Annotated in this window: 11 protein-coding genes; all 11 read left to right on the top strand. The window is 63.2% G+C overall.

Features of this window, described 5'->3' with window-relative positions:
• Nucleotides 1–59: 59 nt before the first annotated feature.
• The 11 genes from CXY79_RS03740 to CXY79_RS03690 all read left to right on the top strand — a co-directional run bounded on the left by CXY79_RS03740 (nucleotide 60) and on the right by CXY79_RS03690 (nucleotide 12,748).
• Complete coding sequence (locus CXY79_RS03740; RefSeq protein ID WP_104099816.1) at nucleotides 60–689, top strand: thymidine kinase; 630 nt, start codon at nucleotides 60–62, stop codon at nucleotides 687–689.
• A gap of 247 nt (nucleotides 690–936) precedes the next feature.
• A complete protein-coding gene (locus CXY79_RS03735) occupies nucleotides 937–1,590 on the top strand; it encodes a response regulator transcription factor (protein ID WP_104099815.1) in 654 nt (217 codons plus the stop codon).
• A complete protein-coding gene (locus CXY79_RS03730; protein WP_104099814.1) occupies nucleotides 1,587–3,923 on the top strand; it encodes a sensor histidine kinase in 2,337 nt (778 codons plus the stop codon). Before CXY79_RS03735 ends, CXY79_RS03730 begins: the two co-directional genes overlap by 4 nt.
• Before the next feature lie 134 nt (nucleotides 3,924–4,057).
• Entirely contained in the window at nucleotides 4,058–5,500 is a 1,443-nt protein-coding gene (locus CXY79_RS03725; RefSeq protein WP_104099813.1) for a polysaccharide biosynthesis tyrosine autokinase, read from the top strand.
• Nucleotides 5,500–6,105, top strand: coding sequence for a low molecular weight phosphatase family protein (locus tag CXY79_RS03720; protein WP_104099812.1), 606 nt, complete (start codon nucleotides 5,500–5,502; stop codon nucleotides 6,103–6,105). Before CXY79_RS03725 ends, CXY79_RS03720 begins: the two co-directional genes overlap by 1 nt.
• Nucleotides 6,106–6,114: 9 nt before the next feature.
• Nucleotides 6,115–7,098: a hypothetical protein gene (locus CXY79_RS03715; RefSeq protein WP_104099811.1), complete on the top strand. Its 984-nt coding sequence runs from the start codon at nucleotides 6,115–6,117 to the stop codon at nucleotides 7,096–7,098.
• Nucleotides 7,099–7,275: 177 nt separating this feature from the next.
• Nucleotides 7,276–8,754 carry a sugar transferase gene (locus CXY79_RS03710; RefSeq protein WP_104099810.1) on the top strand — a complete coding sequence of 493 codons (1,479 nt, stop codon included), beginning with the start codon at nucleotides 7,276–7,278 and terminating at the stop codon, nucleotides 8,752–8,754.
• 61 nt (nucleotides 8,755–8,815) lie between these two features.
• Nucleotides 8,816–9,610, top strand: coding sequence for a WecB/TagA/CpsF family glycosyltransferase (locus CXY79_RS03705; RefSeq protein ID WP_104099809.1), 795 nt, complete (start codon nucleotides 8,816–8,818; stop codon nucleotides 9,608–9,610).
• Nucleotides 9,611–9,634: 24 nt separating this feature from the next.
• A complete protein-coding gene (locus CXY79_RS03700) occupies nucleotides 9,635–10,795 on the top strand; it encodes a glycosyltransferase family 4 protein (RefSeq protein WP_104099808.1) in 1,161 nt (386 codons plus the stop codon).
• A 4-nt stretch (nucleotides 10,796–10,799) separates the two neighbouring features.
• Nucleotides 10,800–11,918, top strand: a complete 1,119-nt coding sequence (locus tag CXY79_RS03695) for a glycosyltransferase family 4 protein (protein WP_158250217.1) — start codon at nucleotides 10,800–10,802, stop codon at nucleotides 11,916–11,918.
• The gene (locus CXY79_RS03690) at nucleotides 11,915–12,748 is read left to right on the top strand and encodes a glycosyltransferase family 2 protein (protein WP_104099806.1); all 834 of its coding nucleotides are present in this window, start codon (nucleotides 11,915–11,917) and stop codon (nucleotides 12,746–12,748) included. Before CXY79_RS03695 ends, CXY79_RS03690 begins: the two co-directional genes overlap by 4 nt.
• Nucleotides 12,749–12,771 lie beyond the last annotated feature (23 nt).

Below are 12,771 nucleotides of genomic sequence, written 5' to 3'. Positions count from 1 at the left end.
GGCATGACGCAGCGCAGCAGAGCGGCACGAGCGCGACCAGCCGAGGGGGCGACCACGCAATGGCGAAACTGTATTTCCGCTACGGAGCCATGAACAGCGGCAAGAGCACCTCGATGCTCCAGGCCGCCTACAACTATGAGGAACGCGGCCACCAGGTGCTGTTGGCCAAACCGTCGGTCGACACCAAGGGCGACCGGGGCATCCTCTCCCGGCTCGGCGTCACCCGGGCCGTGGACTACCTGCTCACCCCCGAGACGGATGCCTACGCCCTCTTCCACGAGCACCGCGCCCGGGTGCTCGCCGAGACCGGCCTCGACGTGAGCGCCCTGCTGGTGGACGAGGCGCAGTTCCTCACCGAGCAGCAGGTGGACGACCTGCTGCGCATCGCTATCCTCGAGAACATCCCGGTGCTGGCCTACGGTATCCGCACCGATTTTCAGACGGTGGCCTTTCCGGGCAGCCGGCGCCTGCTCGAGGTGGCGCACAGCCTCGAAGAGCTGAAAACCATCTGCCGGTGTGGGCGCAAGGCCGTGTTCAACGGGCGCCAGATCGACGGGGTCTTCGTCTTCGACGGCGACCAGGTGGCCATCGACGGCGCCGAGGTGACCTACGAGTCGCTCTGCGGATCGTGCTACCTCGAGGAAAGCAATGGTGTGCTGAACAACCGCAGCCGGCCCGCATCCACATGAGCACCCACGCCCGCAGGACGGACCGCACTCGCGTGACAACTGGAAGGACGGGGCGCTCGAACGACTTCGGGATCGCGAGCGCCCCACCAACCCCCCGGTTGGTTTTCCCCATGCCTAAACGTAAGGGCCGCTTTCCGGACTGACCAGCCGTTACTTCTTGTGGCACCAGAACAGGGGTCACTCCGCACGTCGTTGAACCCTGCCCGAGACCCCGGCAGGCACCGCCCCGAGAATCCAAGGATCGCTGATGTCCCGCTTTCGCGTAGCCCTGATCGATGACCACGAGATCGTCGCCCGCGGATTCGCCGGCCTCTTCGCCACGATCCCCGAGATCGAGGTGGTGGCCACGGTCGCGACCGTGACCGAGCTGCTCGAGTCTGCCGTGCAGCAGACGCCCGTCGACCTGGTCATCCTGGATCTGCGGCTCTCCGACGGGTCCACCGCCACCGGCAACGTCGACCGGCTGCGCGGGGCGGGCGCGGCGGTGCTTGCGTTCACCGGTGGCGACGACGCCGCTCTGATGCGGGCCGCGGCGCGCAGCGGCGTGCTGGGTGTGGTGCGCAAGTCCGAGCCGACCGCGGTGCTGCTCGACGCCGTCACCCGGGCGGCGGCGGGGGAGACCGTGGTCTCCACCGAGTGGGCCGCGGCCCTCGACGGCGATCCCGACCTCTCCGACGCGGGCCTGAGCGTGCGCGAGTGCGAGGTGCTCTCGCTCTACGCTGCGGGCGCGAAGGCACCGCTGGTGGCCTCGCGGATGGGACTCTCCGAGGCCACGGTGATCGACTACATCCGTCGGGTGCGCTCGAAATATGAGCGGGTCGGCCGCCCGGCGAACACCAAGATCGACCTCTACAAGCGGGCACTGGAAGACGGCCTGCTGCCCATCCCCGGCCAGCCGTGACACGGCCGCTCCGGCCAACCCGGCCGCCCCGGCCAACCCGGCCAATCCGGCCGCAGTCCTCGACCGAGCGCCTCGCCCGCCTGCTCTACGGCGCACTCGGGCCCACCGCCCTTGTCTTCGGGCTGCTCTGCCTGGGCACCGTGCTCGAGCAGGCCTGGAAGCCGCAGCGGTCCTGGTCGGTGGCGGCATGGCTGCTGATCTTCGGGCTGCCGATGCTGCTCGCCGTGCTCTCACGCCGGGTGCCGTTGCGCGTGCTGCGGGTGATCGCGCTCGCCGAGGGGGCCCTCTTCGTGCTGCTGCTGATGTTCTGGCTGACCGAACGGGCGGAGCCGCTGCCGGCGGGCGCGGACATCCCCTGGGCGATCACCCTCACCGGTGTGCCCGTGATGGCCGTGGCGGTGACCACCCGCGACCGCACGGCCTGGGCCTACCTGGTGCTGGTCTGCACGATGAGCGGGCTGCTGCGTGCGGCCACCTCGACTGACCCCTCCCCGGTGCTGGTCGGTGTGGAAGACGGCCTCTACTCTTTCCTGCTGCTGAGCATGCTCGTGGGACTGACCACCATGGCGCGCCGCAGCGCCGGCAAGGTCGACCAGGCGGCCACGATCGCCCGCGTGCAACTCGTCGACCGCGCCGACCGCCTCGCGCGCAAACGCGAGCGGCTCACCATCGACGCCCTGGTGCACGACAGCGTCATCTCAACCCTGCTGATGGCCGGACGCGGCGGCACCCCGGTGCCGGTGCTGAGCCGGCACGCGGCCGACACCCTGGTGCGGCTCGACGCCCTGCGCGCCCCGCTACCCGACCCGAGCATGCCCGGCCCCCAGGTAACCCGGCGCCTCCAGCGGCTGGTGGCCGAGCTGGCACCGGATGCCCAGATCACCTCCAACCTGCCCGGCACCCTCACGGTGCCCGCCCTCGCCGTGACCGCCCTGCTCGGCGCCGTCGGCGAGGCCCTCCGCAACTCGGTCGCCGCCGACGTGCAGGAGCCCGTGCGGAGCCCGGTGGCCCGCACCCTTACCGTGGCCAGCTACCAGGGCGGCATCCGGGTGGCCGTGCACGACAACGGCGTCGGCTTCGACCCCGCGCGGGTGCCCGCCGAGCGCCTGGGCATCGCGCAGAGCATCATCGGCCGCATGGAGCGCCTCTCCGGCGGTGCCGCCACCGTGCGCTCCCGCCCCGGCGTCGGCACCGAGGTGGTGGTCTCCTGGACGCCCGCACCTGCAGTCCCCGCGCCGCCGGTCCCGTCCCTCTCGACCGCACCCCCAACCCCGCCGCGACCCGCCACGCAGCTTAAGGGCGTGACCCGCCTGCCGAAGGTCCTGTCCACGTCCATCCTCATGGGATTCATCGCCGTGCACGCCGTTCTCGCCTTCGCCGACGGTGAACCCCTGTGGGGCCTGCCCTACGAGATCCTCGGGTTCGTGGCGGTGTCTGCGGCGGCCGCCTGGCTCACCCTCGTCGTGCCTGACCCGGTGTCGCCTCGCAACGCCGTCATGGTGCTCGCGCTGTGCGGGCTGTCCGCCGTGGCCACGGCATTCCCGGTGCCGCCGGTCGGGTCGACCCCGTTCGCCCACTGGTACCTCGGCGCCATCACCATGCTGTTGGTCGTGCTGGCGGTGCGCGGCCAGCCCGGATTCGCATGGTACGGCTACGGCATGATCACGGTCATCTCGATCGTCTGGGCGCTGCTCAACGGACTGTCGCTGCTCGACGGGGTGAACCTGGCCATCCGTCATGCCGGCACCCTGCTCGCCGGAACCCTGTTCGCCGTGGGTCTGAAGCGTTCTACCCAGACCCTGGCCGGGCTGAACCGGGAGCGAGCCCGCAGCGGCGCCGCGGCGGCCACGGCGGCGGCGGCCCTCGATGAGCGCGAAACCCAGCTGACCCGGGTGAACACGCTGGCCCGGCCCACCCTGCAGCGCCTCGCGAATTTGCTGAAAAGCGACGCCCTGCAGAACAACCTCCTGCAGATCAATCCCCTGCAGATTGAACCGACCCTGCGAGCGGAAAGCCTGCTCGTGGAGGCCACCCTGCGCGACGCCATCCGGGGGCGCTCGCTCTTCGTCGAGCCGGTGATCACCGCGGCCCGCGCCGCCCGCATCCGAGGCGTCGACGTGACCCTGCTCGACGACAGCACCGACCGGCCGCCCCGGCAGCTGGCCGCCGCGGCCGCCATCGTGGCTGCCCAGCTCGACGCCCTCACTCAGGGTCACCTGATCGCCCGGCTGCTGCCCGCCGACCGCGCCACGATCGCCTCGATCGTGGTCGACGCCGGCGAGCCACGGATGCTCACGGTCGCCCCCGACGGCACCCTCCAGCCGTCTTTGTAGCACCCGTACGAAAACCCGAGAGAACTTCACACCCCCCATGGGGGGTGGCCCAATACCCCTATGTGCAAGGATGGACAAGGGGATAATGCAATTCGAGCGGCTCCTCTCTGCCTAGTACTACCGGAGGAACGCGCGTGGAACTCAAGGATTACCTCAGGATTCTCCACAAAAGTTGGATCCTGATTCTGGCCCTGACCCTGGTTGGGATTGCGGCCGCGGCCGCCGCGGCAATCGCCACGACGCCGAGCTACGTTGCCAGCACCCAGCTCTACGTCTCCGTTAAGTCGTCCGGTGACGCGGGAGGCGGTGAGCTCGTCGCCGGAACCAGCTTCGCTCGCCAGGCCGTGACGTCCTATGTCGACGTCGTGGACAGCGCCATCGTGCTAGACACGGTCATCGCCGATCTGCAGCTTGATCTCACCGCTGCCCAGCTCGCAGGAATGGTCGAATCGTCCTCGCCGGTGGACACGGTGCTGATCGATGTGACGGTCACCAACAGTGACCCGGTGCTCGCCGCCAAGATTGCCAATGCAGTCGGCCAGAACTTCAGTAAAATCGTCGTCGATCAGTTGGAGAAGCCCGACGGGGAGGCTGTCAGTCCCGTGAAAATCGAAACCATCCAGCCTGCCCTCGTTCCGGCAGCGCCGGCCAGCCCGAACGTGCTTCAGAATATCGTGCTCGGCTTGCTCGTCGGGCTGGCGGTCGGCATTGGCGCTGCCGTGCTGCGCAGCGTACTTGATACCCGCATCCACAGCCTGCACGACATCGATCTCGTCACCGACGCCCCCATTCTCGGCGGCATCACCAATGACCCCGATGCGCGACTTCGCCCTCTGGTGGTTCACTCCGACCCCAAGAACCCAAGGGCCGAGTCGTTCCGCAGTCTGCGCACCAACCTTCAGTTCGTGAACATCGAGGGTGGTCCGCGCAGCTTCGTCGTCACCAGTTCCATCCCCGGTGAGGGCAAGAGCACCACCACCGCCAACCTCGCCATCGCGCTCGCCGAGACCGGCGCCCGGGTCGCCCTGGTCGACGGCGACCTGCGCCTGCCTCGCGTCGCCGAGTACATGGGCATCGAGGGTGGTGTCGGGCTCACCGACGTCTTGATCGGGCGGGCCGAACTGCCCGACGTTCTCCAAAAATGGGGCAAGAACAAACTGTTCGTGCTGCCCAGCGGCCGCGTTCCCCCGAACCCGAGCGAGCTGCTCGGTTCCGCCGCCATGGCCCGCATGCTCGCCGTGCTTACCGACGAATTCGATGTCGTGCTGATCGACGCCCCGCCCCTGCTCCTGGTCACCGATGCGGCCGTGCTGAGCAAGCTCTGCGGTGGCGCTATCATGGTGGTGGCCTCCGGCCGCACCAAGCGCAATGAACTGTCCAGTGCGCTGCAGGCGCTTGAACGCGCCGGCAGCCGGCTCGTGGGCATGGTCGTCACGATGCTCCCCACTAAGGGGCCCGACTCCTACGGCTATGGCCAGTACAGCTACGGCACTGCCTATGAGGAAGAGAAAGTGGTTGAGGCCGAGTCTGCACCTACTCGCCGCGGCTTCGGCAAACCTAGACGGAGAACCGCCTAATGGCCGGCTTCAGAATCCTCACGGTGTGCTCTGGCAATATCTGCCGTTCACCTCTCGCCGAGCAGCTGTTGCGAGTCGGTTTGGCCTCCTGGCCCGAGGTTACGCTGGGCAGCGCCGGAACGATCGGCCTGACCGGTCAGGCGATGCCCGACGAAGCTGCTGACCTGTCTCGACACTTCGGCGGCGAACCCTCGGGGCACGTCGCCCGAGTGCTCACAGCAGAGGACCTGAGTGAGGCGAACCTGGTGTTCGCCATGTCGCGGGAACACCGACGCGCCATCGCGGAACTCTTTCCCAAGGCCATTCGCTACACCTTCACCATTCGCGAATTCGCGCGGCTCGTCAGCGGAGTCACCGACGAAGACCTCTACGAAGCTGCAATGCTGCCTCTGGATAACGTCGCTGGTCGTTTCTCCACGCTGGTGGGATTCGCGGCCTCACAGCGCGGGGCAGTGAACCCGCCCGAGTCGCCCGACGACGACGACGTTGTTGACCCCTATCGGCGCAGCGATGAGGTCTACGCAGAATCCGCTCGTCAGCTTGTGCCAGCCGTGAACGAAGTCGTGTCGCTGTTCTACCGATCCGCAAGAGTATTGCAGTCCTAGGAGGGCACCATGGCTGCAAACAAACCCAGCGGTCGCAAGAACCGCAACATTCTTGCGCGCCGTCGCTGGCTCGTCGGGGGCCTGGCCGTCTTCCTTCTGTTCGACATCGGCCTTGTGTTCTTTGCTCTCACCGCCACCAAGCCGGCTTCCAGTGCCGGAACAGTAGCCGGGGCGCTGCCGAGTGAGCCCGCGGTGGTCGTGCCTGTCGAGACCACTGAACCAACGGTGGTCGAGCCTGTCGAGACCGAGGCAACGGCAACAGTCACCCCCACACGCCTCCTAGCAGCCCTAGATGCGTCAACCGCTTGGCGGGCCTCCACCGGCGCGTGCTCCGTTGCTTCCGCAGAACCTGAACTAACCACCGATTCCGGTGCCACCTGGGAAAGCTTCAACGCCTCAATCGACACAGACGCCTCATCCATCCTGGCCATCAATGTCATCGATGACACTGAGACCTCGCTGGTCACCCTCGACCTTGCCGATTGCGCACCGCAGCTCGTCTCCACGTTCGTGGCAGGCAACCAGTGGAGGGCCTATCCCGAGCGAGTTGCCGTCGAGTGGTACGTCGACCCGGCGTCTCCTGCCACTGTGCACAGCCCAAGTGGTGATGCTGCGGCCCCGTGCGAAGCTGTCACCACGATCGCGGCAACGGACGACTCCAGCGCGGCTGTTCTCTGCACCGACGCCTCGGTCTTCACGACGCAGGATGCCGGCGCAACGTGGTCGGCGCCAACATCAGTTCCTGGTGCTGCAGCACTCGCCGCGACGGCGGGTGGCTTTGAAATCGCGGTAGCCAACCCGGCTGGTTGCATCGGAGTGTCGCTGGTGGCGGTATCGGCGGACGGTGTGCTTGATGCGACCGATCGGGCCTGCTTGGCCGCGACGATCAACCCTGGTGAGACGGCCGTCTCTGTTGCCGAAGACGGAACGCTTTGGATCTGGGCGGGCGACGCGTTCGCCCGCTCGACAGATGGCGGTGCGTCATGGGCCTAGTTCGTTCAGACGCATGGCTGCAGAGATGCCTCCAAGTCCGACTCCGACAGGCTCGCATGATTTTGTTATTCGGGCCGGTCTTGGAGCTGGGGACGTGACTGCAACCGGCCACGGCGACACCACGAAGCGATCATCAGATGGGGGGACGGCTCGGCAGCAATCTACCGAGCCGGGGGAATGAACGAAGAAAAAACAGCAGCCCCCCCGTTGATCCAGCGCCCTGTCCGTGACTGGCGCAACATTTATGCCGTCAGATTGGCGATCACTGACTTTTTTGTCCTCGTTTGCGTCGTCTTTGGCGTGCAAATATTCCGGTTTGGGCTCGACACGGCCGATGTCTCCTTTCGAGGCAGCGCGAGCGAACTAGTCATCGACTACAGCTTGGTCTCCGTCAGCATCATCGTGGGATGGATGATGCTCCTCCATATCTACGGCACCCGCGAGTCTCGCGTTCTCGGAACCGGCCCTGACGAGTACAAACTGGTGGCCAGCGCGTCTGTGCGTCTGTTCGGCATCCTTGCAATTGCCGCCTACTTACTGCACATAGACGTTGCTCGTGGCTACATTTTAATCGCGTTCCCTCTCGGCATCGCCGTGCTCGTCGTCTCTCGGTGGCTGTGGCGCCAGTGGTTGTGTGCGCAGCGTCTCGATGGCAGATTCGTGTCCCGCGTGGTTTTGCTGGGCTCGCGGGCATCTGTGCAGCATTTGGCAAAGGAACTGGGCCGACAGCCAACGTCCGGTTACCTGGTCGTGGGTGCATGCATTCAGGGCGCTAATCCAAGGACCATCCCAGGCACTGAGATTCCCGTTTTCGCAGACGTCGACAACCTGCAGATAGCCATGACCGATGTTTTGGCGGACACGGTCATCATCACGAACAACAGTGAGTTGGCTCCAGACCGCATTCGCCAAATCAGCTGGAGTCTGGAACCGGGACGGCAGCATCTGGTTGTGTCGCCGAGCCTGACAGACATCGGTGGCCCGCGAATTCACACACGCCCAGTTGTCGGGCTTCCCTTAATTCACGTCGAGACGCCGCGGTACGACGGCCGCAAGCTCTTCACCAAGCGAGCCCTCGACATATTCGCTTCAGCGCTCCTGATCGTCGCCCTATCCCCGGTATTACTTATCGTCACCGTCGTTATCCGGCTTAGCACCCCTGGGGCCGTGCTCTTCCGCCAGGAGCGTGTCGGTGTAAACGGCAGTCCGTTCATTATGCTGAAGTTTAGATCAATGGTGACTGGCGCTGAACAGCTATTGGATTCGCTGCAACACGTAGAGCGAACAGAGGGCAACTCCGTCATGTTTAAGATGAAGAACGACCCCAGGGTCACTTCCATCGGCAAAGTTCTGCGTCGCTTCAGTCTTGACGAACTCCCGCAACTCTTCAACGTGTTTGCCGGCAGCATGTCGCTGGTCGGGCCTCGCCCACCCTTGGAAAGTGAAGTAGACGGCTACGAGTCTCATGTGCACCGGCGTTTCCTTGTCAAGCCCGGCATTACTGGCTTGTGGCAGGTGAGTGGACGCTCCAACCTGTCTTGGGAAGACACAGTGCGCCTCGATCTCTACTACGTCGAGAATTGGTCGATAACCGGCGACGTTGTCATCCTGTGGCGCACAGTCAAGGCTGTGTTGGCAAGGGACGGGGCCTTCTAATGCTCCACGTGGCGACAATACGATTCACGGAAAACGAAGTACTCACGCATGAGGGAAAGACATGAACACGAACACGAATCCCCAGGCGGAGGCCCTCCCTGTGGGATTGATCAGGGCTGTGCGTCACAGAGTCGGGTCTGTCGACTTCGTGTCTGCAAGCCCAGAAACCGCAGTGGAGCAGGTTATCGCATTGGCGCTGCTAGGCCAAGGGCACCATGTTCACCTTGCGAATGCATACACGGTCGCATTGGCCGACAAGTCTGCTGAATATCGAGTTCTGTTGGCTGAACCTGCGATCAATTACCCTGACGGAAAGCCAATTGGGTGGGTCTCGGTACTGCGAAGGCAGTCGCCGAGGCTCGAACAGGTACGTGGACCCCAGCTGTTCCTTGACGTTTTTCAAGAGGGCATTACGGCGAACGTTCGGCACTATCTGCTCGGTTCCACACCTGGGGTCTTGGCGCTTCTCAAAGAGAACTTGACCAGTCGATTCCCTGGGGTGGCAATCGTCGGTGTCGAAAGTCCGCCGTTTCGCAGCATGAGCAAACGCGAAATCGATGAACAGGATGAGCGGATTCGCGTCAGCGGGGCGCAGATCGTTTGGGTCGGGTTGGGAACACCGAAGCAAGACATCGAGGTTGTCCGGCTCTCGTCCGTGCTGCCGGTCACCGCAGTCGCGATCGGAGCTGCCTTCGACTTTGCCGCAGGCACGCAAAAGGAGGCGCCGCCCTGGATGAGATCCTCGGGGCTCGAGTGGGCCTACCGCCTTGGCAGCGAGCCACGCCGGCTCTGGAAACGGTACGTTTTTGGAAATGCTCGTTTCTTGAAGGCGGCGCTCATCGCGCCGAGGCGCTAGGGACCAACGGGAACGGGGCGGGACTTGAAAGTTGCAGTTATTCACAGCTACTACTCCAGTAGGCAATCAAGTGGAGAAAATGTCGTCGTTGACGCTCAAATCCGTGCCCTGCGTCGACACGGTGTTGACGTGCGCGTCATTGCTGCGAGGACAGATAAACTTGAAACCCTGCCTGGTTACAAGGTGCGCTCCGCGATCAATGTCGCGACAGGCCGAGGAGCGTCTCCACTCGACGAACTCAAGCGATTTGCACCCGACATCGTGCACGTACATAACCTTTTTCCTAATTGGGGCCACGAGTGGCTAGGCAAATGGGGCGGCCCCATCGTCGCCACAGTGCATAACTTCCGCCCGGTGTGCGCTGCGGGCACTCTGTTTCGGGACGGGGAGCACTGCACCCGCTGTCCGGATGGGAATCCGCTCGAGTCAGTACGGCACAGCTGTTACCGAGGTTCCCTGATCGCCACTCTTCCGCTCACGATTCGCAACCGCCACGGTCTCGCGGGAGATCGGCTGCTAGAGCGCGCTGACAAGGTGATTCTCCTGTCTGGTCGCTCCCGAAAGCTCTACACAGGCTTCGGTTTGTCAGACGAAAAAGTCGTTGTCATTCCCAATTTCGTTGAAGACATTGGCTTCACTCCCGAAGCGGATCCAGGGCAATCCTGGGTTTATGTCGGTCGGCTCTCTGAAGAAAAAGGTATCACCAACCTCCTAAAGAATTGGCCCGCGGGCGAGAGCCTGCTCGTTTTCGGTAGTGGCCCTTTGCAGGCGGAAGTCGTAGCTGCAGAGGCAGAATCTTCTAATATCGTGTATGGGGGCCAGCTCAACCAGGAAGACCTTCCAGAAGTGCTCGCGGGGGCGAAGGGATTCGTTTTTCCGAGCGAATGTGCTGAAGGGGGAATTCCTTTGTCCTACGTAGAAGCACTTGCAGCCGGTCGATCTATTGTCGCGCTTGCAGGTAGTAGCGCCGCGGACGATTTGAAGCAATCAGGTTCTGGCGCCGTGTTTGCGACGTGGGATGGCCTTCAGCGTGCTCTGAGCGAAGCAGTGGAGAACCCGGTTTTGAGCGGCAAACTCGCTCGATCCCATTATGAAAAGAATTTCATGCGTGACGTGTTTCTCGCTCGCACAGAAACGCTCTACAGCGAAATGATGAGTGAGAAGGTCTTGAACAGACATGCGTAGGGTAATGATTCTCCAGGAGTACATTCCGGAGTACAGAGTTGCATTCTGGGAGGAATTGCACAGTCGGGCCGCTGCGGAAGAGATTGACATAGTGGTCGCATGCGGCCGCCCTAACGGCGCCCAATCGATGCGAGGAGATTCAGCAACTGTCAGTTTTGTCGTCCCTCTTCTCCATACAGAGTGGATTCTACTGGGCCGCCGAGTTGTCGTCCGGAAGATTTCGGCCGCCGCCAAGCATGCTGACCTAATCATTCTGGAGCAGGCGCGTAGGAATCTGGATGCGTATCAACTACTGGGCGCTCGGCGGCCGAGAGGTCGCGTCGTTGCTTTGTGGGGACATGGCCGGGATTACACGAGGCGCACACGGGGGGCCGATCGCGTCGTTACGCGCTGGCTCACCTCCCGGGCTGACTGGTTCTTCGCCTACACGCAAGGGGGAGTTGAAGCAGTCGTAAAGGATGGCTATCCCCGCGAGCGGACGACGGTCGTACAAAATTCGATCGATACCTCTGCGCTCCGAGCCGGGATCTCTTCAGTCCAAGAGGTGGAGGTTGAGTCTTTTCGAGAGCGGTATGACCTGAGGGATAAAACCGCATTGTTTGTGGGTGCGCTCGACGAGTCGAAGCGCCTTCAATTCCTTCTCGAGGCGGCCGAGAAGTCGTCTGAGTTGGACTGCAATTTTCGCTTGGTCATCGCTGGAGACGGCCCCCTTCGGTCGATAGTGGAAAGTTGGGCGTCCCGATACGACTGGCTCACTTACTTGGGGCCCGTCGACGGGACTCGGAAGGCAGTCGCTCTGGCCTCGGCGCAGGTTCTTGCCATGCCCGGGCGAGTAGGACTCGTCGCCGTGGACAGCTTCGCAGCGGGACTGCCAATAATCACCACGGACTGGGGTTGGCACGCCCCTGAGTTTGAGTACCTTGTCAATGGGCGGAACTCTATCGTGGCCGGTGACACGGTAATTCTTTACTCCAGAGCCCTTGTCGAGACAATCAATGACAGCAAGCTTCTTTCCCGGCTTCGGGAAGCGTGCATTCAGGACGGCACCAAATACACGGTTGAGATTATGGCTGAGAATTTTCTTGATGGCATTCGCCAGGTTCTAATGGGGGACCGCTTGTGAGATTTCACGTCATCATTGCCTGCCATAATCGCAGGGCGCTGACCATTCGATCTGTGATCAAAGCCCAGGAGACCGCGGACGCAGCGGGGATCGAAGTCGACTTCACAGTATTCGACGATGGCTCCCGCGATGGAACATCGAATGCACTATCCGCCCTGCGACACACTGTTCTCATTTTGAAGGGCGACGGGAGTGCATTCTGGGCCAAGAGTATGGCGCTGGCCGAGCAGCAGGTACTTACCAGCACAGAAGGTGGTGACGACGAATATATCGTTTGGCTCAACGACGATGTGGACATCGATCTCAAGGCCTTCGAAGACCTACTCCCGACGCTCAATGAACATCGTGGTGCGGTGGTTGTCGGAGCGATGAGGGACCCGGACACGAGCAAGATAACGTACTCCGGTATGCGGAGAAATGGCCGGCACCCGCTCAACCTCGCCCTTATCATGCCAACGGCGCAATCTCAGCTGGTAGACACTTTCAACGGCAATTTGGTGGCCGTTCCAGTAGAGGCTGCCCGCGTGGTCGGCGGCATTGACGGCGAATTCTCGCACGCGTTCGCGGACATTGATTATGGGTTTCGGTGCCAGCGACTGGGCATTGACGTGGTGTTAGCGCCGGGCACCTATGGGGCGTGTCCCCGAAATGCCCCGCCGCTTCGCGGATCAATTCGTGGAGATTGGCGGGCTTTCACCGGTGCCAAAGGAGGCGGTAATTATCATTCTCTCCGCCGAATACTGCGGAAAAGCAACGCATGGACGTGGTGGTCCGTGATCATGATCTCGTACGGCCTATGGCTTACGCGACGAGTTCTACGGGCGGGCTAGATCAGCGTCATGTCGGAGCCCGA

The organism is Cryobacterium sp. M96, from assembly GCF_002929845.1.
Classification (GTDB): domain Bacteria; phylum Actinomycetota; class Actinomycetes; order Actinomycetales; family Microbacteriaceae; genus Cryobacterium; species Cryobacterium sandaracinum.
The sequence above is the reverse complement of the archived record's forward strand: the minus strand, read 5'-3'. Positions and strand labels throughout refer to the sequence as shown.